Below are 26076 nucleotides of genomic sequence, written 5' to 3'. Positions count from 1 at the left end.
TCTCCACATGACCGTCTTGTTTCCGATCTGTGACCTCAAAAGGTGGCGCGGGTAACACGAGCCTCATAGGTTCCAGGGATGGCACAGCCCGACCCGGCCCCGGCCCCCACCCCCGCGGCGTCCCCGGCACCCCACCCCGGTGCGCCCCTCGTCGTCCTCGAGCACGTGGAGAAGCACTTCGGTGCGCTGCACGTGCTGCAGGACGTCAACCTCACCGTGCGCCGCGGCGAGGTCGTCGTCGTGATCGGCCCGTCCGGCAGCGGCAAGTCCACGCTGTGCCGGACGATCAACCGGCTCGAGACGATCGAGTCCGGCACGATCACCGTCGACGGCGAGCCGCTGCCCGCCGAGGGCCGGGCGCTCGCCCGGCTCCGCGCCGACGTCGGCATGGTGTTCCAGTCGTTCAACCTCTTCGCGCACCGCACGGTGCTGCAGAACGTCACGCTCGGGCTGCGCAAGGTCCGGCGGATCGGCGGCGCCGAGGCCAAGGCGCGGGCGATGACCCTCCTCGAGCGGGTGGGCGTCGCCAGCCAGGCGGACAAGCTGCCCGCGCAGCTGTCCGGCGGCCAGCAGCAGCGCGTCGCGATCGCCCGCGCGCTCGCGATGGAGCCCAAGGTCATGCTGTTCGACGAGCCCACCTCCGCGCTCGACCCCGAGATGATCAACGAGGTCCTCGACGTGATGACCTCCCTCGCGGCCGAGGGCATGACGATGGTCGTCGTCACGCACGAGATGGGCTTCGCCCGCAGGGCCGCCGACCGCGTCGTGTTCATGGACGGGGGCGCGATCGTCGAGGAGGCGGACCCCGAGACGTTCTTCACGGCGCCGCGCAGCGAGCGGGCGCGCGACTTCCTGTCGAAGATCCTCACCCACTGAGCCCGGGCGCCCCCGCGCCCGCAGCACCACGCACCACCCCGCACGAACCCTGACCGGCACCGACCGAGACGCACCGCACCCGACGCGACCCCAGGAGCCCGACATGAGAACCCGCACCGCAGGCCCGATCGCCCTCGCCGCCGCCGCCGTCCTGACCCTCGCCGCCTGCGGCGGGTCCGACGACGCCGACGGCGGCTCGACCCCCGAGGTCTCCGACGTCGAGGCCTCGGACTTCCCCGAGGGCTCCACGATGGCCGAGCTCGCCGAGGCGGGCTCCATCACGATCGGCACCAAGTTTGACCAGCCGCTGTTCGGCCTGGTCGGCCCCGACGGCACGCCCGAGGGATTCGACGTCGAGATCGGCAAGATCATCGCCGGCGCGCTCGGCATCCCCGAGGACGGCATCGAGTGGAAGGAGACGGTGTCCGCCAACCGCGAGTCGTTCATCGAGTCCAACCAGGTCGACATCGTCGTCGCGACCTACACGATCAACGACGAGCGCAAGCAGGTCGTGTCGTTCGCGGGCCCGTACTACGAGGCGGGGCAGTCGATCCTCACGCTCGCCGACAACGAGGACATCCAGGGCCCCGACGACCTCGCGGGCAAGAAGGTCTGCACCGTCTCCGGGTCCACCCCCGAGGCGAACCTGCTGGAGAACTACCCCGACACCGAGGTCGTGCCGTTCGGCGCCTACTCCGACTGCCTCGAGCCGCTGCGCGGCGGGCAGGTCGACGCCATCAGCACCGACAACGTGATCCTCGCCGGCTTCGCGGCCGACGACCCGGCGTTCGAGGTCCGCGGCGAGCCGTTCACCCAGGAGCCGTACGGCATCGGCCTGGCGCTCGACGACACCGACTTCCGGATGTGGATCAACGACGTCCTCGAGCAGGCGTTCGAGGACGGCACCTGGACCGAGGCGTGGGAGGCGACCGCCGGCACCGTGCTGCCGACGCCCGAGCCGCCCACCGTCGACCGCTACTGACGGCGCCGCGTCGCCCGGGGGCCACGGCTCCCGGGCACCGCGCGGCCCGTCCGCGCCGTCGGCGCCCCGTCGACGCCCCCGCGACGCCCGTCGACCCCGCCGTCCCCCGAAGGCAAGGACCCCCGCGTGGACCTGATCGCCGACAACCTGCCGGCCTACCTGAGCGGCTTCCGCGTGACGCTGCAGCTCACCCTCCTGTCCGGGGCGTTCGCCCTGGCCTGGGGCACGGTGCTCGCCGCCATGCGCGTCTCCCCCCTCGCGACGCTGCGCGGCTTCGCCGTGACCTACGTCGAGCTGCTGCGCAACACCCCGCTCACCCTGGTGTTCTTCTTCCTGGTGTTCGTGGCGCCGCAGTTCGGCGTGCTGCCGCCGCTGGGCTTCTGGACCGCGGTCATCGCACTGTCCGCCTACACCTCGGCGTTCGTCTGCGAGGCGATCCGGTCCGGCATCAACGGCGTCCCCGTCGGCCAGGCGGAGGCGGCCCGGGCGATCGGGCTCACGTTCGGGCAGACGCTCGGGCTGGTCGTGCTCCCCCAGGCCGTGCGGTCGGTGATCCCGCCGCTGATCAACGTCCTGATCGCCCTCACCAAGAACACCTCCGTGGCCGCGGGCTTCGCGGTCGTCGAGCTGCTGGCCTCCGGTCGCCGGATCGCGCTGGCGAACCCGTCCGAGGCGACGCTGGCCCTCGTCGGCGTCGGGCTGTTCTACCTGGTCATCACCATCCCGGCCGGCTACCTGGCCGGGGTGCTCGAGCGGAAGGTGGCGTTCGCCCGATGAGCACCGTCCTGTACGACGAGCCCGGACCCGTCGCCCGGCGGCGCGAGCGGATCGGCTCCGTCGTCGGCGGCCTGCTGGTCGTCGCCCTGCTCGTGCTGGCGTTCCGGTACGCCGACGGCCGCGGCCTGTTCGGCGCCGACCGGTGGGACGTGCTCTACGACCCGCCCAAGAACCAGTCCGCCGAGGCCGTGTGGACGTCGATGGTGGTCCGCGGCCTCGGCGCCACGCTGCGCGCCGCGGTCGTCGCCGCCCCGCTCGCGCTCGTCCTCGGGCTGCTGCTCGCGATGTGGCGCACCACCCGGATCGCGTGGCTGCGCGCGCCCGCGACGGTCGTCATCGAGCTGTTCCGCGGCCTGCCCGTGCTGCTGATGATGCTGTTCGGCCTGCTCGGCTTCGGGTGGGACGCGTTCGCCGCCGTCGTGTTCGGCCTGACGGTCTACAACATGGCGATCATCGCCGAGATCCTGCGCGCCGGGCTCGCGTCGCTGCCCAAGGGCCAGACCGAGGCGGCGTACGCCATCGGGCTGTCGCGGTGGCAGACGCTGCTGCTCGTGCAGCTGCCGCAGGCGGTGCGGACGATGCTGCCGAGCCTCATCGCGCAGCTCGTCGTGCTGCTGAAGGACTCGTCGCTGGGGTTCATCGTCGGGTACCCCGAGCTGCTCCGGGCCATGCAGACCAACGCGCAGTACTTCGGGCAGAAGTACTACGTGGCGCTGTTCGTGGTCGGGGCCGGGATCTACCTGGTCGTGAACATCTCGCTGACCCGGCTGGCCGTGTGGCTCCAGCGCCGCGGCGGGGCGAAGACGGCGGGGAAGGTCACGCGGGACGTGACGATCGCTCCGGCGGGCGTCGGCGGCCCGGGCGGGCCCGGCGGGTTCGCCTCGGGCGCTGGCGGCACGGTCTGACCGCGTGCTCCCGCCGAGAGAGGGCCGTTCCGCGGACGTAGGGCCGATCCGCCGAAGTAGGGCCGTTCCGCCGAGATAGGGCCGTCCTGGGTCCTATCTCGGCGCGGGGGTCCTATCTCGGCGTGGATCGGCAGTCGGCCGGCCGCGTCAGCCCGCGGTGGCGCTCGCGCGGACCTCGCGGACGACGGTCACCTTGATCTCGCCCGGGTAGGACAGGTCCTGCTCGATGTGCCGGGCGATCTCCACCGCCAGCCGGCCGATCTCCGTGTCCGGCACCGTGCTCGGCTCGACGACCACGCGCATCTCGCGACCGGCCGCCATGGCGAGCGCCCGGCGGACGCCGGCGTGGCTCGCGACGAGCTCCTCCAGCTGCTCCAGCCGCTCGACGTGCTGGTCGGTGTCCTCGCGGCGGGCGCCCGGGCGGGCCGCCGACATCGCGTCCGCCACCTGCACCAGCACCGCCTCGACGGTGTCCGCGGGCACCTCGTCGTGGTGCGCCGCGATGCCGTTCACGACGGCCTCCGACTCGCCGTGCCGCGCCGCCAGCGCCGCGCCGACCTGCGCGTGCGTGCCGGGGATCTCCCCCGTCAGCGCCTTGCCGAGATCGTGCAGCAGCGCCGCGCGGCGGGCGACGTCGACGTCCGCGCCGATCTCCGCCGCGACCTGCGCGGCGATGAGCGCCGACTCCACCAGGTGCTCCAGCACGTTCTGCCCGAACGACGTGCGCAGCCGCAGCCGGCCGAGCACCCGCACGAGCTCCGGGTCCAGCCCGCGCACGCCGGCCCGCTCGGCGGCCGCGTGCCCGGCCTCGTCGGCGCGCTCGTCCGCGCCGGCCTGCGCCTCCGCGTACGCCGCCTCGATCCGCTGCGGGTTGATCCGGCCGTCCGCCATCAGCGCCTCGAGCGCCACCTGGGCGACCTCGCGCCGGTCCGCGTCGAAGCAGGACAGCACGACCGTGCCCGGGGTCTCGTCGACGAGGACGTTCACGCCGGTCAGGGCCTCGAACAGCCGGATGTTCCGGCCCTCCTTGCCGATGATGCGGCCCTTCATCTCGTCCGACGGCAACGGCAGCAGCGTCACGGCGGCCTGGCTGCTCGTCGGGACGGCGGCGCGCTGCGCGGCGGTGGCGAGGACGCGGCGGACCCGCGCGTCGGCGGTGCGGCGCGCCTGGGCCTCGACCCGGCGGACCGTCGCGGCCGCCGCGGTCTGCGCCTCGGCGGTGAGCTGGCGGAGCAGCTCCGCGCGGGCCTCGGCCGCCGTCAGGCCGGACGTCGCTTCCAGGCGCTCGGCGGCCTCCTGGGTGGCGGCCGCGATCCGGTCGGTCGCCTGGCGCTCGGCGGCGGCCCGCTGGTCGGCGGCCTCCCGTTCGGCTGCGGCGACGACCCGGGCGGCCTCCCGCTCGGCGGTCGCCAGGCGCTCCGCTGCGGCCGCGGCGGCGCTCGCCGCCTGCTCGCCCGCCTGGCGGCGGAGGTCGGCGGCCGCCTCGTTCGCGGTCCGGGCGGCGCGCTCCTGCTCCGTCGCCGCCCGCTCGGCCGTCGCGGCGTGCTGCTCCCGCTCGGCCGCGCGGGCTTCCCGGCGCTGGGCGTCCGCGAGGGCGGTGCGGGCCTCGTCGCGGATCGACTGGACGTCGTCCTGGGCCTGACGGCGCACGGCGGCGGCCTCGCGGCGCGCCAGGAGCACGAGCACGAGCGCGACCAGGCACGCGGCGAGCAGCCCGACGACGATCGCCACGTCCTGCATGCGTCCACGCTCCCGGTCCCTGGTGCTGCTGCTGGCCCGGGCGGCCGCGGTGCTGCGTGCCCGGGGTGCTCGCGCGCCGTGTCTCCGCCCGCGCCCGGGCGCGGCGGCCCAGGGCGGGCGGCACGCGGGTGGGTGCGGGGTCGACGGCGACGCGAGTGGCCCCATTGTTCCCCATGCGGGTGACCGCACCGGCGAGGTCCGGCGCGCGGCGTCGCGCGAGCCGTCAGGCCGAGTCGAGTCCGCCCGCCCAGCCGGCGCCGGGATCGGCGGGGTCCGCGCCCTCGGCGTCGAGCTCCTCGCGCACGACCCTCGACACCAGCGACCCCCCGTACCCGCGGCGCCCGAGCGCGCCGTACGCGCGGCGCAGCCGGACTTCGCGGTCCAGGCCCCGGGTCGCGCGGAGCTTCTTGCGGGCGAGCGCGCGGGCCGCCTGCTCCTCGTCGGCGTCGTCGACCTGCTCCAGGGCCTCGCGGGCCACCTCGTCGTCGACGCCCTTGCGGCGCAGCTCCATCGCGAGGGCCCGCCGGGACATGCCCCGCTCGGCGTGCCGGCTCCGCACGAGCACCTCGGCGTAGGCCGCATCGTCCACCAGGCCGACCTCGGTGAACCGGTCGAGAACGCGGTCCGCGACGTCCTCGGGCACGTCGCGCTTCGCCATCGCCTCCGCGAGCTGGAACCGGCTCCGCGGGGCCGCGGTGAGCTGGCGCAGCGCGATCGCGCGGGCCACGGACTCGGGATCGGGCTCGGCGTCGGCCGCGGCGGCGCCGGCCTCGGGCGGCTCGGTCGCGGGCGCGCGGCGTCGACCGGTGGTGGGGCGGCGCGCGCCTCCCCTGCGAGGGCCGAGGTTCGAATCGGGGGCGTCGGCGGCGGTCGGGTCGGCAGCGCTCGGGTCGGCAGCGCTCGGGTCGGCAGCGCTCGGGTCGGCGCAGCTCGGGTCGACGGCACCCGGGTCGACGGCGGGCGTGGCGACGACGGGCGCCGGCCGGGCACCCGCGGACCGCGCCACGATCTCGGCGAGCCGCGCCGCCACGGCCGCGACCTCCGGCGACGGCTCCTCCGAGGTGGTCGCGGGTCCGCCGGTGCGCGGGCGTCGGCGTGGCGCGCGCTCCGCAGGGGCCCCGGTGGGCGCAGGAGTGCGCGAGCGTGCAGGGGTGCGGGAGCGCGCCGCGGCCCGCGGGGCGGTGCCGGAGCCGTCCCCCCACGCGTCGTCATCCGCGGCGTCGTCGTCCGCGACCGGAGCGGGAGCCGCGGAGCGACCGCCCCGCGGCGACGCCGACCCCGCCGCGTCGTCGTCCCGCGCGGGAGCAGGGGGCGGCACGTCGTCGTCCCACACCGTGGCAGGGGCGGGCGCGTCGTCGTCCCACACCGTGGCAGGGGCCGGCGCGTCGTCCTCCCAGACCGACGCCGAGGACTCCCCCGACCCCGCCCAGGCGGACGCGTCGTCGTCGGACAGGTCGTCCCACGCCGACTCGCCCGCCGTGGCGGTGTCGAGCCATGCCGAGTCGTCCCCGGCCGCCTCCGCGCCGACGGCGGCGGCCGGGTCGTGCCGGGTCGACATCAGAAGTCGACCTTCACCTCCGCGCCGGCGGGCGCGTCGACCTTGGCACCGATGCCGAGCTTCTCGAGGATCTTCTTCTCGATCTCCGCGGCGAGGTCCGGGTTGTCGCGCAGGAACCCGCGCGCGTTCTCCTTGCCCTGGCCGAGCTGGTCGCCCTCGTAGGTGAACCAGGAGCCGGACTTCCGGATGAACCCGTGCTCGACGCCCATGTCGATGAGGCCACCCTCGCGGGAGATGCCGACGCCGTACAGGATGTCGAACTCGGCCTGCTTGAACGGCGGGGCCATCTTGTTCTTGACGATCTTGACCCGGGTCCGGTTGCCGACGGCGTCCGAGCCCTCCTTCAGGGTCTCGATGCGGCGGATGTCCATGCGGACCGAGGCGTAGAACTTGAGCGCCTTGCCACCGGTGGTGGTCTCGGGCGAGCCGAAGAACACGCCGATCTTCTCGCGCAGCTGGTTGATGAAGATCGCGGTGGTGCCGGACGCGTTGAGCGCACCGGTGATCTTGCGGAGCGCCTGGGACATGAGGCGGGCCTGGAGACCGACGTGGCTGTCGCCCATCTCGCCCTCGATCTCGGCCTTCGGCACGAGCGCCGCGACCGAGTCGATGACGATGATGTCGATGGCGCCGGAGCGGATCAGCATGTCCATGATCTCGAGCGCCTGCTCACCGGTGTCCGGCTGCGACACCAGCAGCGCGTCGGTGTCGACGCCGAGCTTCTTGGCGTAGTCCGGGTCCAGCGCGTGCTCCGCGTCGATGAACGCGGCGATGCCGCCCTGACGCTGGGCGTTGGCCACGGCGTGCAGCGCGACGGTGGTCTTACCGGACGACTCGGGGCCGTAGATCTCGACGATGCGGCCCTTGGGCAGACCGCCGATGCCGAGCGCGACGTCGAGGGCGACGGAGCCGGTCGGGATGACCTCGACCGGGGCGCGGCCGTCGTCGCCGAGACGCATGATCGAGCCCTTGCCGAACTGGCGGTCGATCTGGCTGAGGGCGGCCTCGAGAGCCTTCTCGCGGTCCTGGGGTGCGGGCATGGTGTTCCACCTCGTGCGTCTCGTGCAGCCTCGCGCTGCGCCGGCAGGGCTGGTCTTCTCGTGTCGTGCGCTGACGCTATGCCCGACCACCGACATGGACCCCGGTCCCGTCCACAGCCCGCGCGGCACGCCCCTCCTGGGGACGATCCCGCCGGCCGCACCCGGACCCGCGGCGCGCCAACGTGGACCACTCTACCGAACACATGTTCGACCGGTACCGCACCGACACGCCCGGCGCGTCGGGGGTCAGCGCGCCGCGTCGCCCGCGCCCGCGCCGCCCACGCCGCCCGCGCCACCGCCCGGCACGCCGCCCACCGGCGACGCCCCCGGCTCGCCGAGCCGCACGGCCTCCCCCGGCGCCAGCAGCACCGGCTCCACCTGCGCCCGCCGCGCGAGCGCCCGCGCGAACGCCGGGCCCGCCCGGTCCATCCACCCCGGCGGCAGCCGCCGGGACGCGGGCGCGTGCAGGGTCCCCCAGTGCACCGGGACCGCCCACCGCGCCCCGACCGCCTCGCACACCTCGGCCGCCTGGTGCGGGTCCATGTGCCCTCCCGACAGCCGCGGACCCCAGCCGCCCACCGGGACGAGAGCCAGGTCGATCGGGCCGCCCGCGAGGTCCGGCAGCCGCCGCATCTGCGGGTACGGCGCCGTGTCGCCGGCGAACCAGACCCGGAGCCCGGGCGCCACGACCAGGAACCCGTGCGCGGCGTTCGGGCGGTGCGGCATCGGGCGGTGCCCGTGCTCGGCGGGCACCGGGCGGATGCGGACCGCCGTGCCGGGGACGGTCCACCACTCCTCCGCCCCCAGGCCGACCGCGTGCAGCCCCTGCCGGTCGAGCCAGTGCGCGTTCGCCCGCGCGGCGAGCACCGGCACGTCGCCGAGCAGCCGCAGCGAGCCGACCTCGGCGTGGTCGTGGTGCAGGTGCGAGACGAGCACCGCGCTGGCGTCGGCCCAGTCCTCGGGGTGCGGCGCCGGGGCGCGGCGGCGCAGCAGGCCGGCGTGCGGGCGCAGCAGCGGGTCGGTGACGAGCCGCGACCCGCCGACGTCGAGGACGACCGTCGCGTGCCCGAGCCAGCGCAGCGTCGCGCCCGCGCCCGTCGGGTCGCCGGCGGTCACCTCCCCGCCTCCGCGGCCTCGTCCGCCGCCTCGTCCGCTGCCCGGCGCGTCGCCGTGCGGCGCAGCCCGAGCGCGGTCGCCCAGCGGACCAGCTGCTCGTGCACCCGGTCCGCCCCGACGGGCATGCGCCGACCGTCGACGTCGGCCAGCAGGTCGTCGTCGACGACGAGGTCCACGGGGTGCAGCAGCACGGCCCGATTCTGCGCACCGCCGAGCCCGCCGTGCGACCCGACCTGCCCCTCGAACGCGTGCACGCGCCCGTCGGCGGAGACGTCCGACAGGACCACGAGGTCGCCCACGTGGTCGAGCCGCCCGAGCCGCCGCAGGTCGTCCGCCGCCCGCCCGCCGTACCGCGCGACCGGGTCCACGCCGTCGACGGCGGCCCCGCCGTCCGCCTCCTCGAGCCACACGACGCCGCCCGGCCCGACCGCCGCGAGGCCGCGCGCCGCGGTGTCGACGACCACCAGCCCGATCCCGGGCGTGCCGGCGAGCCCGCGCACGAGCCCCGGCCAGCGCTCCTCGACCTCCTCGAGCACCAGCCGGCGCCCGGACCGCGGGAACCACACCATGCCGAGGTTGCCGGACCCCGCGACGGCGACGTTCGGCGGGGCGACCCCGTCGCTCCCGGGCTCCGGGGCGTCGCCCTCGCGGCGGTCTCGGCCCTGGGGCCCGAGCACCCGCGACCGGTCCGCGCCGTGCCGCGCGGCGGTCGAGCTGAGGAACGCGTTGAGCGGACCCCACTGCTCGTCGTCGGTGCCCGCCTGCACCGCGTCGACCCCGCCCCCGGCCATGTGCCCGCGCACGACGTCGACCAGCGGCCGCCCCGCGACCTGCTCGAACGTGGCCCCGAGCGACTGCCCGTGGTCGGACAGCACGACCACCCGGTAGTCGCGCGGCGCGGCGGCGGCGACCCGGACGAGCGTGTCCAGCACCCGGTCCAGGCCCTCCAGCGCCCGCATCGACTCGGGCCGGGTCGGGCCGGCGTGGTGCGCGATCTCGTCGTAGTCGACCAGGTCGACGAACACCACCGGCGCCCCGCGGACGAGCTGCTCGGCGACCACCGACGTCGCGAGGTCCCGCAGCAGCACGTTCGTCACCCCGCGCAGCACCACGTACCAGCCGCGGCGCGGCACCCGGGGCCGCACGTCGCGCACCCGCTGCCGCCGCCCCTGGTACAGCTCCTTGACCATCTCGCCCACCGTCAGCGTCACCGCGCGCGCCAGCACGAACGGGCTCGCGAAGAACCGCAGGTACGACGTGCCCGGACCGATCCCGCGCCGCGCCTGGCTCATGACGAGGTGCTGCCGCTCGGCGTCGCCGGAGAACATCGTCGCCACCGCGGCGCCGCCGTCCGCCAGCAGCCCGCGGCCGTCCGACAGGCGCCGCTCCACCAGCGCGGCGTCCTCCGGGTGGTTCGTCACCACCAGCCGGCCGACCTCGCGGTCCCACCAGCGGAACGAGCAGATCGCGTCCGCCGCGCCGTGCAGCAGCCCGGCCTGGCTCGCGGGGGTCGTCGACGGCGCCTGCGCCCACCACTCCCGCACGACGTGCGTGCCGTCCGCGACCCAGCGCGCCATCGTGGGCGCCAGCCCGGCGTCGACCGCCTGGGCGAGCACCGGCGCAGCGACGCCGTCGAGCTGCACCACCAGCAGCCCCGGCGGCCGGTCGTCGGGCACGGCGCCGCCACCCTCCCCGGCGCGGCGGGCGTGCGCCCGAGCCCGCCGCAGCACGTCGCCGACCACGTAGTCCGAGTCGGAGGCGCCCCACACCCAGCGGCCGATCGCCATCACGACCGCGGCGATGACGAGCACCTGGACGACGGCCCACGCGTTCCGCACCTGCAGGCCGGGCAGCAGCGTCAGGGCCAGCCACGCGACGAGCACCTGCGCGGCCAGACCGGCGAGCAGCGCCCCCATCGCCCCGCCCACCCGTGCGAGCAGCCGCAGCGGCGGCCGCAGCACCAGGTCGCCGACCGCGACCGCGAGCGCCGCGAGCAGGACCGACCCGGGGTTGGAGGCGCTCACCCCGTCGACGACCGCGATCGCGATGCCGAGCCCCAGGGCGGTCGTGACCAGGCCCAGCAGGGCGTCGCCGACGTCGCTGAGCGTCACCGACCACCAGCCGGGGCGCGGGCGGTGCGGGTCGTCGGGCGACACGCCCTCAGCCTGCCACGCGCGGGCGCGCCGCGGGCGACCCGTTACGGGTGGGGGTGGCCTCGCGACCGAGGTCAGGGGCGCGCGGGCGGGGCCTGGCGGTACTTGTCCGAGCCCCAGCGCTGGGCGTCGGGGATGTCGAGCTCGTCGCACAGCGCGTGCCAGACGTCCCGCGGGTCGATGCCGGCGTCGAGCGCCTGCTCGGGGGTGCGGTCGCCGAGGCGCTGGAGCACGAGCTCGTGGGTGAGGACGCGGCCGTGGGCGCTGCCGAGCACCTCGTCGACCAGCTGCCAGAACTCGCGGTACCGCACCTCGCGCTCCCTCCGTCCGCGTCGTGGACCTGCGAGCGTACGCGTGCCGGGGCGCGGCCGGTCAGTCGTCCGTCGTGGGCAGCGCCAGCAGCCACCCCGACATCGGGTGCCGCACGACCACCTGCGCCCGGTACACCCGCGCCGTCTCCCCGTCGCCGACGCGGACCTCCAGGTCCGACGGAGCCGGGCTCCCGACGAGCGCCGCGAGCACGTTCCCGAGCACGCCGCGCACCCTTGGCCGCCGCCGCGCGCGGCGCCCGCCGCGGTCGAGCAGCGCGTCCACCACGGCCGGGGTGTCCCGCCGGGGAACCTCGAGCGTGGCGATGTCCTCGACCTCCACCTCGTCCTGCCCGTCCCGGTGGAGCCGCACCTGCAGGTCCGGCGTCCCCGCCAGGACCACGACGACCGGCGACCGCTCGGCCCCCTGGACCTCGTCCTCCCAGGGGTCCGCCTCGGGCACCGGCGCGGGCGCCCGGCCGTGGCGCGCACCCGCCTCCCACAGGGCACGGACCGCGGACTGCGTCGCGTCGTCGATCGGCATGCCCCGATCCTGCCGCGACCGGTCCCCCGCGCGCAGCCGTTCGCGCAGCGCGCAGCCGCGGACCCGCAGGTGGGGGCGCGCGTGTCGGTGCCCCGCGACAGAATGGCGCGGTGACACCTCCCCCGACCGCCGGCGGCCCCACCGGCGCCGACGTCCTCGGGCGGTTCTCCGAGCCGACGCAGGACTGGTTCCGCGGCGCCTTCGCCGAGCCGACCGCCGCCCAGGCGGGCGCGTGGGACGCGGTGTCGACCGGCCGGCACGCGCTCGTCGTGGCGCCGACGGGGTCCGGCAAGACGCTCGCGGCGTTCCTGTGGGCGCTCGACCGGATCACCGCGGAGCCCGTCGACGCCGAGGCCGACCCGCTGCAGCGGTGCCGGGTGCTGTACGTGTCGCCGCTCAAGGCGCTGGCCACCGACGTCGAGCGCAACCTGCGCTCCCCGCTGGTCGGCGTCCGGCAGGCCGCGACCCGCCGTGGGCTCACGCTGCCCGACGTGCAGGTGGGCGTCCGCACCGGCGACACCCCGCCCAACGAGCGGCGGCAGTTCGCGACGAAGCCGCCGGACATCCTCATCACGACGCCCGAGTCGCTGTTCCTCGTGCTGACGTCGGGCGCGCGGGCCGGGCTGTCGGGCGTGCGGACGGTGATCCTCGACGAGATCCACGCGGTCGCCGGGACCAAGCGCGGCGCGCACCTCGCGGTGTCGCTCGAGCGGCTGGACGCGCTGCTCGACCGGCCCGACGGACCCGGCCCGGCGCAGCGCATCGGCCTGTCCGCGACCGTCACGCCGGTCGACCGGGTCGCGGCGTTCCTCAGCGGGGGCCGCGCCCCCGCGGACGGCGGGCGCGAGGTGGTCGTCGTGCAGCCGCCGTCGACCAAGGAGATCCGGGTCGACGTCGTCGTCCCGGTGCCCGACCTCACGGACCTCGGCGCGCCGCTGCCGGACGACGGCAAGGCGCGCGGGCCCGCGCCGAAGCCGGTCGTCGACGACGAGCTGCCGCCGCTCGCGCCGGGCGAGGCCGACCTCACCGGCCAGGCCGCCGGCTCCGGGGCGCCACGCCCATCGATCTGGCCGCACGTCGAGGAGCGCGTCGTCGACCTGGTCGCCGACCACCGGTCGACGCTGGTGTTCACCAACTCCCGCCGCGGCGCCGAGCGGCTGACCGCCCGGATGAACGAGGTGTGGGCCGAGCGGCAGGGCGAGGACGTCCCGGACCCCGGCACGCTGTGGGCCGCGCAGGCCAACGCGCAGTCCGGGACCGCGGTCGGCGTGGACGCCCGGGACGCGGAGACGATCATCGCGCGCGCACACCACGGGTCGATGAGCCGCGCGGAGCGCACCCGCACCGAGTCCGAGCTCAAGGCCGGCAGGCTGCCCGCCGTGGTGGCGACCAGCTCGCTGGAGCTCGGCATCGACATGGGCGCGGTCGACCTGGTGGTCCAGGTGGGCGCGCCCCCGTCGGCCGCGAGCGGCCTGCAGCGCATCGGCCGCGCGGGCCACCAGGTCGGCGCGGTGTCGCACGGCGTCGTCTTCCCGACGTTCCGCGGCGACCTGGTGCCCGCGGCGGTCACGGCGCTGCGGATGCGCGCCGGGCAGATCGAGCCGCTGCACGTGCTGACCAACCCGCTCGACGTGCTCGCGCAGCAGGTCGTCGCGATGGTCGCGCAGGAGGACTGGACGGTCACCGAGCTGGCCGCGGTCGTGCGCCGCTCCGCGCCGTTCACGACCCTCGGCGACGCGACGCTGCGCGCCGTGCTCGACATGCTGGCGGGCCGGTACCCGAGCGAGGAGTTCGCCGAGCTGCGCCCGCGCATCCTGTGGGACCGCGCGACCGACGTGCTCAGCGCCCGGCCCGGCGCCCTGCGGCTGGCCGTGACCAGCGGCGGCACGATCCCGGACCGCGGTCTGTACGGCGTGTTCCTCGCGTCCGGCTCCGAGACCGCCGACATGCCGGTGGACCCCGAGCGGTCCGGCGGGCGCACCCGCGGCGGCAAGCGGGTGGGCGAGCTCGACGAGGAGATGGTCTACGAGTCGCGGGTGGGCGACACGTTCACGCTCGGGTCGAGCACCTGGCGGATCGAGGACATCACCCCCGACCGGGTGCTCGTCACCCCGGCCCCGGGCGTCCCCGGGCGGCTGCCGTTCTGGAAGGGCGACTCCCAGGGGCGGCCCGCCTCGCTCGGCCGCGCGATGGGCGCCTGGGCGCGGGAGGTCGCCGACCTGCCCGACGCCGACGCGCGCACCCGGGTCGCCGAGGCCGGGCTCGACCCCTGGGCCGCCGACAACCTGCTCGGCTACCTCCGCGAGCAGCGGGACGCGACCGGCACGCTGCCGAGCGACGTCACCGTGGTCGTCGAGCGGTTCCGCGACGAGCTCGGCGACTGGCGAGTCGTCGTGCACTCCCCGTACGGCGCCCGGGTGCACGCGCCGTGGGCGCTGGTGCTCGGTGCGCGGCTGCGCGAGCGGTTCGGCGTGGACGCCGCCGCGATGCACGCCGACGACGGCATCGTGCTCCGGCTGCCCGACATGCTCGCGGCGACCGCCGACCCCGTGGGCGACCTGCTCGGCTGGACCGCGCCCGACTCCTGGTCCGCCGACGGCTCCCCGTCGAGCCCCGGCGGCCTGACCGACGCGGCGCCCGTCGACGCGGCCGACCTGCTGATCGAGCCCGACGAGGTCGCCGACGCCGTCCGCGAGGAGCTCGGCGGCTCCGCGATGTTCGGCGCCCGGTTCCGCGAGGCCGCCGCCCGCGCGCTGCTGCTCCCCCGCCGCCGGCCCGACCGCCGGCAGCCGCTGTGGCAGCAGCGGCAGCGCTCGGCGCAGCTGCTCAGCGTCGCGTCCCGGTACCCGGACTTCCCGATCCTGCTGGAGGCCGTGCGCGAGTGCCTGCAGGACGACTTCGACATCGACGCGCTGGTCGAGCTCATGCGGGACGTGTCCGCCGGGCGGGTGCGGGTGGTCGAGGTGACGACGACCCGGCCGTCGCCGTTCGCCCAGTCGCTGCTGTTCGGCTACACCGCGCAGTTCCTCTACGACGGCGACGCCCCGCTGGCCGAGCGCCGCGCCGCCGCCCTGACGCTCGACCCGACGCTGCTGGACGAGCTGCTGGGGGGCGGCGGCGGGTCGCAGATCGCCGACCTGCTCGACCCCGACGCGGTCGTCCGCACCGAGGCCGAGCTCACCGCCACCGACCCCGACCGGCAGGCGCGCACCGCCGAGCAGGTCGCCGACGTGCTGCGCCGGCACGGCCCGCTCGCGCTGGCGGGCGTCGAGGCGCGGACGCGCGAGGACGTGCGCGACGAGGTGGCCGGGTGGCTCGCCGACCTGGAGCACGCGCGCCGGATCATCCGGGTGCGGATCTCGGGCGTCGCGCCCGCCGACGCCGAGCAGTGGGCCGCCGTCGAGGACGCCGGCCGGCTCCGGGACGCCCTCGGCGTCGCCCTGCCCGTCGGGGTGCCCGAGGTGTTCACCGAGGTGCTGCCCGACCCGCTCGGCGACCTCATGCGCCGGCACGCCCGGACGCACGGCCCGTTCACCGCCGCCCAGGTCGCCGCCCGGTTCGGGCTCGGCACCGCCGTGGTGCAGGCGGCGCTGCGGCCACTCGAGCGGGCCGGCGTCGTCGTCCAGGGCCGGCTCCGGCCCGACGCGCTGGGCGGGGTCGGCGACGAGTACTGCGACGCGGACGTGCTGCGCACCCTGCGCCGCAGGTCCCTCGCGGCGCTGCGCTCCGAGGTCGAGCCCGTGCCGCAGGTGGCGCTCGGCCGGTTCCTGCCGGCCTGGCAGCACGCGATCGGCCGGTCCGCGCCCGGGGCGCTGCGCGGCGTCGACGGGCTGGCGCGCGCGGTCGAGCAGCTGGCGGGCGCCGTGGTGCCCGCGTCCGCCCTGGAGTCGCTCGTGCTGCCCGCCCGGGTGCCGGACTACAGCCCCGCGCTCCTGGACGAGTTGACCGCGTCCGGCGAGGTGCTGTGGGCCGGGCACGGCACGCTGCCCGGCAAGGACGGACTCGTCAGCCTGCACCTCGCCGCGACCGCCGACCTCACGCTGCCGCTGCTGACCGCGCCGGGCTCCGAGCCGGCACCTCCGCCCGAGCACCTGGACACCGCGCTGCACCGCGCGCTGGTCGAGGCGCTGCGCGGCGGCGGCGCGTACTTCGTCGGCGCCCTGGGGTCGCGGGTGGCCGAGGCGTTGCCGGAGTCGCCGCCGTCGCAGGCCGCGCTGGTCGACGCGCTCTGGGACCTGGTGTGGGCCGGGCTCGTCACCAACGACGGCCTGGCGCCGCTGCGGGCGCGGCTGGCCGGCGGGAAGACGACCCACAAGACCACCGCCTCGGCGCCGCCGTCCCGCGCGCGACAGCTCACGATGGGCGGCGGCCGGTTCGGCGGGCGGCCGAGCCTGCGCGGCAGCGGGGTGGGTCTCCGGTCCGCGGGGCTCGCGGGTGGCGGCCTGGGCGGGCTCGGCGGCGGCCTCGCGACCTCGGGCGGCGAGGCGGGCGGCCGCTGGTCGATCCTGCCGTCCCGCGAGCAGGACCCCACCCGCCGCGCGCACGCCCTGGCCGCGCAGCTGCTCGACCGGCACGGCGTGCTGACCCGCGCGGTCGCGCCCGCCGAGGGCGTCGCCGGGCAGTTCGCTCCCGTGTACCGGGTGCTCGCCGCGCTCGAGCAGCAGGGGCAGGTGCGGCGCGGGTACTTCGTCGAGCACCTGGGCGGCTCGCAGTTCGCGCTCCCCGGGGCCGTCGACCAGCTGCGCGCGGAGGCCCGGCAGATCGAGCGGATCGCCGAGCAGTCCGTCCCGGCCGACGCCGACCGCTCCGTCGTCCTCCTCGCCGCGACCGACCCCGCCAACCCGTACGGCGCCGCTCTCGCGTGGCCGGTCCGCGCCGACGCGCCCACCGGGCACCGGCCCGGGCGGAAGGCCGGCGCGGTGGTCGTGCTCGTCGACGGGGTGCTGGCGCTCTACCTGGAGCGCGGCGGGCGCACGGTGCTCACGTTCACCGAGGACGAGACCGCGCTCCGGCTGGCGACCGCGCGGCTGGCCGAGACCGTGCGCGAGGGGCGGCTCGGCCGGATCACGCTGGTGCGCGCCGACGGCGAGGAGCTGCTGACCGGCGGGCTGGAGTCGACCGCACTGGGCCGGGCGCTCGCGCTCGCCGACTTCGCGCCGACGCCGCGGGGCATCCGGCTGCGGAGCGCGCGGTGACGCCGCGCGTGGCCACGTCGCGGACCCGGGGCGACCGAGCCGCCCGGACCGGGCGGTGACGGCCGGTGCCTGAGGGCGACATCCTGGCGCGCACCGCCCGGCGGCTCGACGAGGCCCTGGCCGGACGGGTGCTCGTCCGCAGCGACCTGCGCTGGCCCACCGCCGCGACCGTCGACCTGGTCGGCCGCACGGTCCTCGGCACGAAGTCCTACGGCAAGCACCTGCTCACCCGGTTCGACGACGGCCGCACCCTGCACACCCACCTGCGCATGGACGGGTCCTGGCGGATCGCCCGCACCGGCTCGCCCGGCGCCCGGGCCGGCGCGCCGCACGTCCGCGCCGTGCTGGCCAACGAGACCTGGACCGCGGTCGGCGAGCTCATCGGCATGCTCGACGTCGTCCCCACCCGCGACGAGCACACCCTGATCGGCCACCTGGGTCCCGACCTGCTGGCCGACGACTTCGAGACCGCCGGGCTGCCCGAGACGCTCCGCCGGTGGGCCGCGCGCGGGTCGACGCCGGTGTGCGAGGTGCTGCTCGACCAGACGGTGGTCGCCGGCATCGGCACGATCTACATGGCCGACTCGCTGTTCCTCGAGAAGATCTGGCCGTGGACCCCCGCCGACGAGGTGGCCGACCCGTCCCGGCTGCTCCGGGTGGCGCGGGCGATCATGCAGCGCTCGGTCGGGTCGTCCTCGCCGTCGACCACCGGGGAGGTCTACCGCGGGCGGGAGACCTGGGTGCACGGGCGGCTCAAGGAGCCGTGCCGGCGGTGCGGCGCCCCGGTGCGCCGCGGCCTGGCCGGGCACCCGCCGACGGAGCGGCCGGCGTACTTCTGCGGCGTCTGCCAGCGCCTGCCGGCCCCGGCGCCCTGACGCACCCGCGCCGACCGCGTCTGCCTCGGTCCACCTCCGGGGCACCGCGCCCGGACACGAGTGGAGCGTTCTGCCCGACACGCACCGGCGTGTCGGGCAGAACGCTCCACTCGAGCCCACTCACGCGGTCCCGAAGACGCGACGACGCCCGGCCTCCCGCCGAGCGAAGGGCGGGACGACCGGGCGTCGTCGGTGTCTGGGGTGGGTTTCCCCCGCGGTCAGCCGACCGGGGCGAGCTCCGGGCGTCGGCGCCAGGTGCTGTCCTGGCCGCCCAGGGCCGAAGCCAGGTCGACCGGGACGGTGTCGGGGATCAGCAGACCCTCGGCGACGGCGATGCGGTCGCTCACCTCGCGCAGCACGAGCGACATGGGCACGTCGAGCGCCTCGCAGATGCTCGCGAGCAGCTCCGACGACGCCTCCTTCTGACCCCGCTCGACCTCGCTGAGGTAGCCCAGCGACACCCGGGCGGCGGAGGACACCTCGCGCAGGGTGCGTCCCTGCCGCTGGCGGGCATCCCGCAGCACGTCACCGATCTCTCGGCGCAACACGACCATCTGGCGTCCCCCTCTCATGTCCCGATCCTGCTCCTGCCGCGCCGTCTGCTGACCCGCAGCAGCGGGCCGGACGACGGCGGCACCCTTGTGGCCCCGCGTGGGGAGGCTCCCACCGTACAGTGCGCTCCCCTGACGGGCAGCGCCGGGACGGCTGGTGGGCCTGGTGTTCATCACGATCTCCACAACGCCTGCACGACCCCCGGTGTTCCCGGGGGTCAGGCGGCACCGCCGGGCCGCACCGCGGAGAGCGCCTCCCGGAGCACCGCGGCGCAGGTGGCGGCCCGGATCGCGGCGCGGTCGCCGGGCAGGTCGAGGGTGCGGACGACCGTCCGCTCGGGGGTCGCGACGGCCACGTGCACCGTCCCGGGTGAAAACCCGTCCTGCGGGTTCGGGCCGGCGACGCCGGTGGTCGCGAGCCCCACGTCCGACCCCACGACGTCGCGGACGCGCTCGGCCATCTGCCGGGCCACCTCGGGGTGCACCGCCCCGTGCTCCGCGAGCAGGTCGGCGTCGACGCCGAGGACCGTGCCCTTGACGTCGGTCGCGTAGGCGACGACGCCGCCGCGGAAGGACCGGGAGGCGCCGGGGACGTCGACCAGGGTGGCGGCGACCTGGCCGCCGGTGAGCGACTCGGCGGTGGCGACCGTCCAGCCGCGCCCGCGCAGCGCGTCGAGCACCGCAGTGGCCGACTCCGCGGTGGCCGCCGTTGCCGGGCCGTCGGGCTCGCCGGACGCGACGCCCCCGGGGTGCGGCGCCGGGCCCGACCCGCCGGCCCCCGTCGTCACGCCGGGTCGCCGTGCGGGGACGTCGTCCCGGTGGCCGCGGCGTGCCGGGTCGCGTCCGCCCCACCCGCGACGTGCTCGCGGTGCACCCGCACGGCCGTCCGCACGTAGTCGGCCCCGGTGACCAGGGTGACGACCACCGCTGCGCCCATGAGCACGCTCGCCACGACGAGCACCGCGGTCGGCAGCTCGGACAGCGGCAGCAGGAACAGCCCCACGGCGAGGGACTGCAGCACCGTCTTGATCTTGCCGCCGCGCGACGCGGGCAGGATCAGGTACTTGAGGAGGAAGAACCGCATCACGGTGATGCCGATCTCCCGGACGAGGATCGCGCCGGTCACCCACCAGCTGAGGTCGCCGATCCAGGACAGCCCGACGAGCGCGGTGCCGATCAGCGCCTTGTCGGCGATCGGGTCGAGCAGCTTGCCGAGGTCCGTGACCAGGCCGAGCCGCCGCGCCAGGTAGCCGTCGAGCCGGTCGGTGGCGGCGGCGAGGGCGAAGATCCCCGCGGAGACCCAGCGCCAGCGCGGGTCCTGGCCGCCGTCGACCAGCAGGGCCCACGCGAAGAACGGCACGACGGCGATGCGCAGCACCGTCACGACGTTGGCGACGTTCATCGGCGAAGGGCGGCTCACCCCGACAGCCTACGGGCAGCGGGCGCGGACCACGGCCCGGACGTCGCGCCCGCGTCGACCCCCAACGACCTCGGGCGGTGCGTCAGCGAAGGTCGTCGGCGTCGTCGTAGTAGTCGACGGCCTCGGGCGGCTCGCCGGGCATCCGGCCCTCGGGCGCGGCGTACCGGTCCTCACCGGCCGACCCCGCGTCGCCGCCGCCCGAGCCCCCCGGCTCCGGCTCGCCGCGCAGCATCGCCAGGGTGCCGGGCAGGTCGTCCGGCTGCACGAGCACCTCCCGCGCCTTCGACCCCTCGGACGGGCCGACGATCTCGCGGGACTCGAGCAGGTCCATGAGCCGGCCGGCCTTGGCGAACCCGACGCGCAGCTTGCGCTGAAGCATCGACGTCGAGCCGAACTGCGATGTGACGACGAGCTCCGCGGCCTGCAGCAGCAGGTCGAGGTCGTCGCCGATGTCCTCGTCCACCTGCTTCTTGGCGGCGGTGACCGTCACGTCCTCGCGGTAGATCGGCTTCAGCTGCTGCTTCACGTGCGCGACGACGGCGTGGATCTCGGACTCGGAGACCCAGGCGCCCTGGGTGCGCATCGGCTTCGCGGCGCCCATCGGCAGGAACAGCGCGTCGCCCTGGCCGATCAGCTTCTCGGCGCCGGGCTGGTCGAGCACGACGCGGGAGTCGGTCAGCGAGGACGTCGCGAACGCCAGCCGGGACGGCACGTTGGCCTTGATCAGGCCGGTGACCACGTCGACCGACGGGCGCTGCGTCGCGAGCACCAGGTGGATGCCGGCAGCGCGGGCGAGCTGGGTGATCCGCTGGATCGAGGCCTCGACGTCGCGCGGGGCGACCATCATGAGGTCGGCGAGCTCGTCGACGATCACGAGCAGGTACGGGTACGGCGCGATCTTCCGCTCGGAGCTCGGCAGCGGCTTCACCTTGCCGGCCTTGACCGCGACGTTGAAGTCGTCGATGTGCTTGAACCCGAACATCGCGAGGTCGTCGTACCGCGCCTCCATCTCCCGCACCACCCACTCGAGGGCCTCGGCGGCCTTCTTCGGGTTGGTGATGATCGGGGTGATGAGGTGCGGGATGCCCTCGTAGATCGTCAGCTCGACGCGCTTCGGGTCGACCAGCACCATGCGGACCTGGTCCGGCGTGGCGCGCATGAGCACCGACACGATCATCGAGTTCACGAACGACGACTTACCGGCACCGGTCGCACCGGCGACGAGCATGTGCGGCATCTTCGCGAGGTTCGCCGTGACGTAGCCGCCCTCGACGTCCTTGCCGACGCCGATCACCATCGGGTGCTCGGAGCGGCGCGCCGCGCTCGACCGGAGCACGTCGCCGAGCGACACCGTCTCGCGGTCCGTGTTCGGGATCTCGATGCCGATGGCCGACTTGCCGGGGATGGGCGACAGGATGCGCACGTCCGCGGACGCGACGGCGTAGGCGATGTTCTTGCTCAGCGCCGTGACCCGCTCGACCTTCACGCCCTTGCCGAGCTCGACCTCGTAGCGCGTGACGGTCGGTCCGCGGGTGAACCCGGTGACCTGGGCGTCGATCTCGAAGTTCTCCAGGACGCCGGTCAGCGCCTCGACCACGCGGTCGTTCGCGGCCGAGCGCACCTTGTGCGGGGCGCCCTTCGCGAGCGCGTTCTCGTCCGGGAGCGTGTAGAGCACGTCGCCGCCGAGCATCGGCTGCTCGCCACGGGGCACGCCCGTGGTGGGCGGGGCGACGGGGTCCGGGCGCGGCGCGGGGGCCTCCGCGGCGGCGGAGGTCGCACCGACCGCCGTGACGGCCTGCGTCGGGGCGGTGCTCGGGGCCACGACGTCGTCCTCGCCGGCGTCCTCCGCGTCGAGGACCGCCGTGGCGTCCTCCTCCTCGCGACGCATCCGCTCCACGTACGCGGCGCGCTCGAAGGCCTCGTCGCCGGCGTAGCCGTCCAGCGTGTCGGGGTCGTCGGGGTCGGCCGCCGCGCGCTTCTTGAGCCGGTCCATCAGCTTCCGGCGCGACGGCTTGGCCGGGGGCTCCTCGACCGCGGTGTGCCCGGCGTTGATCACCAGCGGGGCGTCGTCGTCCTCGACCTCGTCCTCGTCGCGGTGGTTGCGGGTGAGCCGGTCGTAGACCCCGCGCAGCCGGGGGCCGATCTGGTTCACCGGCGTCGCGGTGACGACCAGCACGCCGAAGAACGCGAGCAGCACCAGCAGCGGCACGGCCGCCCACGCGGTCACCAGGCTCACCAGCGGCGTACCGACGAGGTAGCCGACGATGCCGCCCGCGTCCCGGACGGCCTCGAACCCGCCCGACGGCGCGGGCAGGTCCTGCTGGACGTGCACCAGCGCGCACGCCGCGAGCGTGATCGCGGTCAGGCCGATGCTGATCCGGGAGTTCGCCTGGTTCCGCTCGGGATGACGCATCAGCCGGATCGCGATGCCGACCAGGGCGACCGGGACCGCGACGGAGACCCGGCCGAACGTCCCGGCGACCACGACGTGCACGGCGTCGCCCGCCATGCCGTCCAGGCCCCACCACTCGCGGGCGGCGACCACGATCGCGAGGGCGATGAGGAAGAACGCGGCGCCGTCGCGGCGCAGCGCGGGGTCGAGGTCGCGCGCGCCGTGACCGACCCGGCGGGCGGCGCCGCCGACGACGTGGGCGCAGCCCATCCAGATGCCGCGGACGATCCGGATCGGCAGCGCGGGTCGGGGCGGCGGAGGCGGTGCGGCGTTCCTGGCGGAGCCGCGGGAGCCGGAGCCGGACGCGCGCGCCGCCGGTGCCGCGGTGCGGGCGCGCGACGACGGCGCAGCCGCACGGGTGGCGGTGGAGGACGGACGGGCGGCCATGGTCCTCACGGTAGCCGCCACCTGCGTGCCGGGCCGGGAGCCCGCGCCGGTGGGGTGCGTGTCGGTGACGCTCACCACGGGCGATGCGCGGCGCGGGCGGCAGACCGACACGCGACGGGTGTCGGCGCCCGGTGGGACGCTCGGTCCATGGAGCACCGCGTCAGCGCCGACCAGGTCCGCCGGTACCGCGTCCGCGCGCAGCAGCTCGACCGCGCGCCGGACGCCGCGCGCGCCGCGACCGACGCGGCCGTGCTGGACGCCGGGGTGCAGGACACCGGGCCGGACGGGGCGCTCTGGGCGCTGGCGCTGCGCGGGGTACCGGTCCGGGCGGGTTCGTGGCCGCAGGACCTCGCGGTGGCGTGGAGCGTCCGCGGCGCGCCGCACGCCTACCGCCGCGCCGACCTGCCCGCCGTGCAGCGCGCGCTGCGGCCGTACTCCGACGCCGACGCCGGGAAGCGGATCTACGACGCCGCGAAGCCGCTGCGGGCCGCGGGGATCCGGCCGACCGACGCGCTCGGGCACGTCGCGCGCACGATGCACGCGGTCGTCGACGCACCCACCGGCAAGGGCGCGCTCTCCACGCGCATGACCGCCGAGCTGGACGAGCCGTACCTGCGCTGGTGCCGGCCCTGCGGGGCGACCCACATGTTCGAGATGCCCTTCCGGCTCGGCGCGCTGCACGCCGGGCTGGAGCTGGAGCCGGGCACCTCTCCCCCGGTGCTGCGGCGGTCGCCGGGGTTCCCGGCCGCCCAGGTGGGAGCGGTCGACCGGGAGGCGGGCGACGCGGACCCCGCCGGGGACCCGGCGGACGACGGCGCGCACGACCTCGTCCGCGGGGTGCTGCACCTGCTCGGCCCGGCGACCGCGAAGGACGTCGCCGCGTTCCTCGACGCGCCGGTCGCCGACGTGAAGCGCCGCTGGCCGGTCGACGCCGTGCCGGTCGAGGTGGACGGCGCCGCGGCGTCGGTGCTGGCGGACGACCTGCCCGCGCTGCTCGGCGCGGCGGACGGGGCGGACGGCGGCAGCACCGCCGGCGCGCCCGTCGTCCGGTTGCTCGGCCCCTACGACCTGTTCCTCCAGGCCCGCGACCGGCACGTCCTCGTCCCCGAGCCCGCGCGGGCGAAGGCGCTGTGGCCGGTGCTCGGCCGCCCCGGGGCCGTGCTGGCCGACGGTGCGGTCGTCGGCACCTGGCGCCCGCGCGCCCGGGGCCGGCGGCTGGCGCTGGAGCTCGAGCCCTGGGTGCCGTGGGACGCGGCCCTGGAGCGGGCCGTGGCGGAGCAGCACGAGCGCCTCGGGGCCTTCCGCGGCGCCGACCCCGCCTGACCGCGCGCGACGCGCCCGCGCCCGCGCGTCGGGTTCGGACCTCCGAGCCGAGTTCGGTGGCTCCTGGCACCGAGCTCGGCTGGGACCACCGAACCCGCGATCACCCGGACGCGCCGACGGCCCGGGCGCGCGCACCCCGCGGGGTCGCGCGCCCGGGCCGTCCGGGCGGGGCCGGGAGGCTCAGGCCTCCACGACCACCGGGATGATCATCGGCCGGCGACGCAGGCGGTTGGACGCCCAGCGCCCGACCACGCGCCGCACCACCTGCTGCAGCTGCTGGGTGTCGACCGCCCCGCCGCGCGCCGCGTCCTCGAGGGCCGCGGTGACGTCCGGCAGGATCGCGTCGAACACCTTGTCGTCCTCGGCCACGCCGCGGGCGAGGATCTGCGGCTTGCCGAGCACCTTGCCGTCGGTGGAGCTGATGACGGCGAAGATCGAGATGAAGCCCTCGTCGCCGAGGATGCGGCGGTCCTTGAGGTCGGCCTCGGTGATGCCGCCGACCGACGAGCCGTCCACGAACACGTACCCGCAGGGCACGGCGCCGACGACGGAGGCCCGGCCGTCGACCAGGTCCACGACCACGCCGTCCTCGGCGAGCACGACGCGGTCGGCCGGGACGCCGGACTTCACGGCCAGCGCGCCGTTGGCGACGAGGTGCCGGACCTCGCCGTGCACCGGCATGACGTTGCGGGGCCGCAGGATGTTGTAGCAGTACAGGAGCTCGCCGGCGCTGGCGTGGCCGGAGACGTGCACCTTGGCGTTGCCGCCGTGCACGACGCGCGCCCCGAGCCGGGTCAGGCCGTTGATGACGCGGTACACCGCGTTCTCGTTCCCGGGGATCAGCGACGACGCGAGGATGACGGTGTCGCCGGGGCCCACCGAGATCTTGTGGTCGTTGTTGGCGATGCGGGACAGCGCGGCCATCGGCTCGCCCTGGGAGCCGGTGCACATGAGCACGAGCTCGTCGTCCCGCACGTCGTCGAGGCGCTTGGCGTCGACCAGGACGCCGTCCGGCACCTTGAGGTAGCCGAGCTCGGCGGCGATCGTCATGTTGCGGATCATCGAGCGGCCGACCAGGGCGACCTTGCGCTCGTGCGCGGCGGCGGCGTCGAGGACCTGCTGCACGCGGTGCACGTGCGAGGAGAACGACGCGACGACGATCCTGCGCGCGGAGGTGGCGAACACGTTGTCCAGCACCGGGCCGATCTCGCGCTCGGGGCTGACGAAGCCCGGCACCTCGGCGTTGGTGGAGTCGACCATGAACAGGTCGACGCCCTTCTCCCCCAGCCGCGCGAACGCGCGCAGGTCGGTGATCCGGCCGTCCAGCGGGAGCTGGTCCATCTTGAAGTCGCCGGTGTGCAGCACGGTGCCCGCGCCGGTGGTGACCGCGACGGCCAGCGCGTCGGGGATCGAGTGGTTGACCGCGACGAACTCGCAGGAGAACGCGCCGATCTGCTCGGTCTGGCCCTCCTTGACCGCGTGGGTCAGCGGGGTGATCCGGTGCTCCTTGAGCTTGGCCTCGACGAACGCGAGGGTCAGCTGCGAGCCGATCAGCGGGATGTCCTGGCGCAGGCGCAGCAGGTAGGGCACGGCGCCGATGTGGTCCTCGTGCCCGTGGGTGAGCACGATGCCGTCGACGTCGTCCATGCGGTCGGCGATGTAGCCGAAGTCCGGGAGGATCAGGTCGACGCCGGGCTGGTGGTCCTCGGGGAACAGGACGCCGCAGTCGATGATGAGCAGGCGGCCGCCGTACTCGAGGACGGCCATGTTGCGGCCGACCTCGCCGAGGCCGCCGAGGGCCACGATGCGCAGGCCCCCTTCGGGCAGGGCGGGCGGCAGGGCGAGGTCGGGGTGCGGGTGGGACATGCTTCTCC

Annotated in this window: 19 protein-coding genes; 7 read left to right on the top strand and 12 right to left on the bottom strand. The window is 76.0% G+C overall.

Annotated elements, in window-relative coordinates; translation table 11 throughout:
- Positions 1-78 precede the first annotated feature (78 nt).
- The 4 genes from J5O08_RS04395 to J5O08_RS04380 all read left to right on the top strand — a co-directional run bounded on the left by J5O08_RS04395 (position 79) and on the right by J5O08_RS04380 (position 3540).
- Positions 79-876, top strand: a complete 798-nt coding sequence (locus J5O08_RS04395; protein WP_147793814.1) for an amino acid ABC transporter ATP-binding protein — start codon at positions 79-81, stop codon at positions 874-876.
- Positions 877-979: 103 nt separating this feature from the next.
- Entirely contained in the window at positions 980-1858 is an 879-nt protein-coding gene (locus J5O08_RS04390) for a glutamate ABC transporter substrate-binding protein (RefSeq protein ID WP_218705633.1), read from the top strand.
- A gap of 126 nt (positions 1859-1984) precedes the next feature.
- The gene (locus J5O08_RS04385) at positions 1985-2635 is read left to right on the top strand and encodes an amino acid ABC transporter permease (protein ID WP_218705632.1); all 651 of its coding nucleotides are present in this window, start codon (positions 1985-1987) and stop codon (positions 2633-2635) included.
- Positions 2632-3540 carry an amino acid ABC transporter permease gene (locus tag J5O08_RS04380; RefSeq protein ID WP_218705631.1) on the top strand — a complete coding sequence of 303 codons (909 nt, stop codon included), beginning with the start codon at positions 2632-2634 and terminating at the stop codon, positions 3538-3540. Before J5O08_RS04385 ends, J5O08_RS04380 begins: the two co-directional genes overlap by 4 nt.
- Before the next feature lie 147 nt (positions 3541-3687).
- Here J5O08_RS04380 and rny read toward each other — a convergent pair whose 3' ends face one another.
- The 7 genes from rny to J5O08_RS04345 form a co-directional block, all read right to left on the bottom strand.
- The gene (gene rny / locus J5O08_RS04375; RefSeq protein WP_218705629.1) at positions 3688-5280 is read right to left on the bottom strand and encodes a ribonuclease Y; all 1593 of its coding nucleotides are present in this window, start codon (positions 5278-5280) and stop codon (positions 3688-3690) included.
- Positions 5281-5503: 223 nt separating this feature from the next.
- Positions 5504-6838 (bottom strand): RecX family transcriptional regulator, encoded by a 1335-nt coding sequence (locus tag J5O08_RS21520; protein WP_218705627.1) that lies wholly within the window; start codon positions 6836-6838, stop codon positions 5504-5506.
- Positions 6838-7878, bottom strand: a complete 1041-nt coding sequence (gene recA, locus J5O08_RS04365; RefSeq protein WP_217614613.1) for a recombinase RecA — start codon at positions 7876-7878, stop codon at positions 6838-6840. Before recA ends, J5O08_RS21520 begins: the two co-directional genes overlap by 1 nt.
- Before the next feature lie 246 nt (positions 7879-8124).
- Positions 8125-8994 carry an MBL fold metallo-hydrolase gene (locus J5O08_RS04360; protein WP_308281341.1) on the bottom strand — a complete coding sequence of 290 codons (870 nt, stop codon included), beginning with the start codon at positions 8992-8994 and terminating at the stop codon, positions 8125-8127.
- The gene (locus J5O08_RS04355) at positions 8991-11150 is read right to left on the bottom strand and encodes an alkaline phosphatase family protein (protein ID WP_218705625.1); all 2160 of its coding nucleotides are present in this window, start codon (positions 11148-11150) and stop codon (positions 8991-8993) included. The genes J5O08_RS04360 and J5O08_RS04355 overlap by 4 nt, the downstream gene beginning before the upstream one ends.
- Before the next feature lie 71 nt (positions 11151-11221).
- Positions 11222-11458, bottom strand: a complete 237-nt coding sequence (locus tag J5O08_RS04350) for a DUF3046 domain-containing protein (RefSeq protein ID WP_217614611.1) — start codon at positions 11456-11458, stop codon at positions 11222-11224.
- 61 nt (positions 11459-11519) lie between these two features.
- Positions 11520-11999 carry a hypothetical protein gene (locus tag J5O08_RS04345; RefSeq protein ID WP_218705623.1) on the bottom strand — a complete coding sequence of 160 codons (480 nt, stop codon included), beginning with the start codon at positions 11997-11999 and terminating at the stop codon, positions 11520-11522.
- Positions 12000-12109: 110 nt separating this feature from the next.
- Between J5O08_RS04345 and J5O08_RS04340 the strand changes: the two genes are divergently transcribed.
- Together J5O08_RS04340 and J5O08_RS04335 are read left to right on the top strand one after the other, a co-directional pair.
- A complete protein-coding gene (locus J5O08_RS04340; protein WP_218705622.1) occupies positions 12110-17194 on the top strand; it encodes a DEAD/DEAH box helicase in 5085 nt (1694 codons plus the stop codon).
- 65 nt (positions 17195-17259) lie between these two features.
- Positions 17260-18069 (top strand): Fpg/Nei family DNA glycosylase, encoded by an 810-nt coding sequence (locus J5O08_RS04335; protein WP_218705621.1) that lies wholly within the window; start codon positions 17260-17262, stop codon positions 18067-18069.
- Between the two features lie 218 nt (positions 18070-18287).
- Here the strand turns inward: J5O08_RS04335 and J5O08_RS04330 are convergent, their stop codons facing one another.
- From J5O08_RS04330 to J5O08_RS04315, 4 genes are all read right to left on the bottom strand, one after another.
- Positions 18288-18623 (bottom strand): helix-turn-helix domain-containing protein, encoded by a 336-nt coding sequence (locus tag J5O08_RS04330; RefSeq protein WP_147796863.1) that lies wholly within the window; start codon positions 18621-18623, stop codon positions 18288-18290.
- Between the two features lie 215 nt (positions 18624-18838).
- Positions 18839-19300 (bottom strand): CinA family protein, encoded by a 462-nt coding sequence (locus tag J5O08_RS04325; RefSeq protein WP_218705667.1) that lies wholly within the window; start codon positions 19298-19300, stop codon positions 18839-18841.
- Between the two features lie 104 nt (positions 19301-19404).
- On the bottom strand, positions 19405-20022 hold the full coding sequence (gene pgsA / locus J5O08_RS04320; RefSeq protein WP_218705665.1) for a CDP-diacylglycerol--glycerol-3-phosphate 3-phosphatidyltransferase: 618 nt from the start codon (positions 20020-20022) through the stop codon (positions 19405-19407).
- 100 nt (positions 20023-20122) lie between these two features.
- A complete protein-coding gene (locus tag J5O08_RS04315) occupies positions 20123-22879 on the bottom strand; it encodes a DNA translocase FtsK (RefSeq protein ID WP_218705620.1) in 2757 nt (918 codons plus the stop codon).
- Positions 22880-23026: 147 nt separating this feature from the next.
- Here J5O08_RS04315 and J5O08_RS04310 point away from each other — a divergent pair, with 147 nt between their 5' ends.
- Positions 23027-24202: a DNA glycosylase AlkZ-like family protein gene (locus J5O08_RS04310; RefSeq protein WP_218705619.1), complete on the top strand. Its 1176-nt coding sequence runs from the start codon at positions 23027-23029 to the stop codon at positions 24200-24202.
- A 180-nt stretch (positions 24203-24382) separates the two neighbouring features.
- On the opposite strand, the gene J5O08_RS04305 is transcribed toward J5O08_RS04310, so the two are convergent.
- Complete coding sequence (locus J5O08_RS04305; protein WP_218705618.1) at positions 24383-26068, bottom strand: ribonuclease J; 1686 nt, start codon at positions 26066-26068, stop codon at positions 24383-24385.
- Between the last annotated feature and the right edge of the window lie 8 nt (positions 26069-26076).

Source organism: Cellulomonas sp. PS-H5 (assembly GCF_019265565.1).
Classification (GTDB): domain Bacteria; phylum Actinomycetota; class Actinomycetes; order Actinomycetales; family Cellulomonadaceae; genus Cellulomonas.
The sequence above is the reverse complement of the archived record's forward strand: the minus strand, read 5'-3'. Positions and strand labels throughout refer to the sequence as shown.

Excerpts from the sequence above, each read along its gene's own strand:
- J5O08_RS04390 (WP_218705633.1), top strand. The coding sequence starts at position 980 with ATGAGAACCCGCACCGCAGGCCCGATCGCCCTCGCCGCCGCCGCCGTC.
- rny (WP_218705629.1), bottom strand. The coding sequence starts at position 5,280 with ATGCAGGACGTGGCGATCGTCGTCGGGCTGCTCGCCGCGTGCCTGGTC.
- J5O08_RS04330 (WP_147796863.1), bottom strand. The coding sequence starts at position 18,623 with ATGGTCGTGTTGCGCCGAGAGATCGGTGACGTGCTGCGGGATGCCCGC.
- J5O08_RS04380 (WP_218705631.1), top strand. The coding sequence starts at position 2,632 with ATGAGCACCGTCCTGTACGACGAGCCCGGACCCGTCGCCCGGCGGCGC.
- J5O08_RS04315 (WP_218705620.1), bottom strand. The coding sequence starts at position 22,879 with ATGGCCGCCCGTCCGTCCTCCACCGCCACCCGTGCGGCTGCGCCGTCG.
- J5O08_RS04305 (WP_218705618.1), bottom strand. The coding sequence starts at position 26,068 with ATGTCCCACCCGCACCCCGACCTCGCCCTGCCGCCCGCCCTGCCCGAA.
- J5O08_RS04310 (WP_218705619.1), top strand. The coding sequence starts at position 23,027 with ATGGAGCACCGCGTCAGCGCCGACCAGGTCCGCCGGTACCGCGTCCGC.
- recA (WP_217614613.1), bottom strand. The coding sequence starts at position 7,878 with ATGCCCGCACCCCAGGACCGCGAGAAGGCTCTCGAGGCCGCCCTCAGC.
- pgsA (WP_218705665.1), bottom strand. The coding sequence starts at position 20,022 with ATGAACGTCGCCAACGTCGTGACGGTGCTGCGCATCGCCGTCGTGCCG.
- J5O08_RS04345 (WP_218705623.1), bottom strand. The coding sequence starts at position 11,999 with ATGCCGATCGACGACGCGACGCAGTCCGCGGTCCGTGCCCTGTGGGAG.
- J5O08_RS21520 (WP_218705627.1), bottom strand. The coding sequence starts at position 6,838 with ATGTCGACCCGGCACGACCCGGCCGCCGCCGTCGGCGCGGAGGCGGCC.
- J5O08_RS04395 (WP_147793814.1), top strand. The coding sequence starts at position 79 with ATGGCACAGCCCGACCCGGCCCCGGCCCCCACCCCCGCGGCGTCCCCG.